Here is a 659-nt window from a genome sequence, read left to right as displayed (position 1 = left end):
AAAGAAGTTCAGCAAGATACTATAGGACGATTCATATATCTACCAACTATATTATGCCAGCAACTCGAAGAGTACATAAAATTTATCAAAGGCAACGCTAGTCTTTTTAATAAATTAGGGAACGACATTGGACTAATCTATACGAATATTCTAGACGGCAATATTGGACTGGTATGCTACTTGAAGCTGGATGAAGCAACTAGCACAGTTACTAGACTAAAACTGGATAATGCTTTCCTTAAAAAACGTATATCAGCTTATATCTCTTTACCACTCAACTGGCCTCGTCACTATATACGCTCGCTACAAAACGAGCATATTGGAAAATATTCTTTTGACCCATCTCTGAACAAAGACAGTATCGGATATGATGTGGTCAGTGCTTGGATGGGACACTCTGACGAGCTTGGATATAGCTTTTACGATAGATTTAGTGGATTAAAACGAAGTGAGCTTAGGGCTTTTGCCCAAACTATAAATGAACTGACTAAAAATATTGGTTTTAAACTAATTAAGTTAGAGCACTAGATATGAGTAATAATAAATCAGGTGCTGAAACACGTAAAGAAAATCGAGATCAACGAGAAGAAAAACGTTTTTTGTTAGCTCGTAAACTAATAGATAAATATATTGATTTTATTAAAATTTTAGAATCAGAA

1 protein-coding gene is annotated in these 659 nt (G+C 34.1%); it reads left to right on the top strand.

Annotated features, from left to right (window positions below; all coding sequences use genetic code 11):
- Positions 1 to 528: hypothetical protein (locus tag ACS8FD_RS21380; protein WP_439277352.1), on the top strand; the 528-nt coding region annotated here is incomplete at its 5' end.
- Positions 529 to 659: the final 131 nt, after the last annotated feature.

The organism is Psychrobacter sp. 1U2 (genome assembly GCF_051847575.1).
Note: the sequence above shows the minus strand (reverse complement) of the source record. Positions and strands in the feature narration are given on the sequence as shown.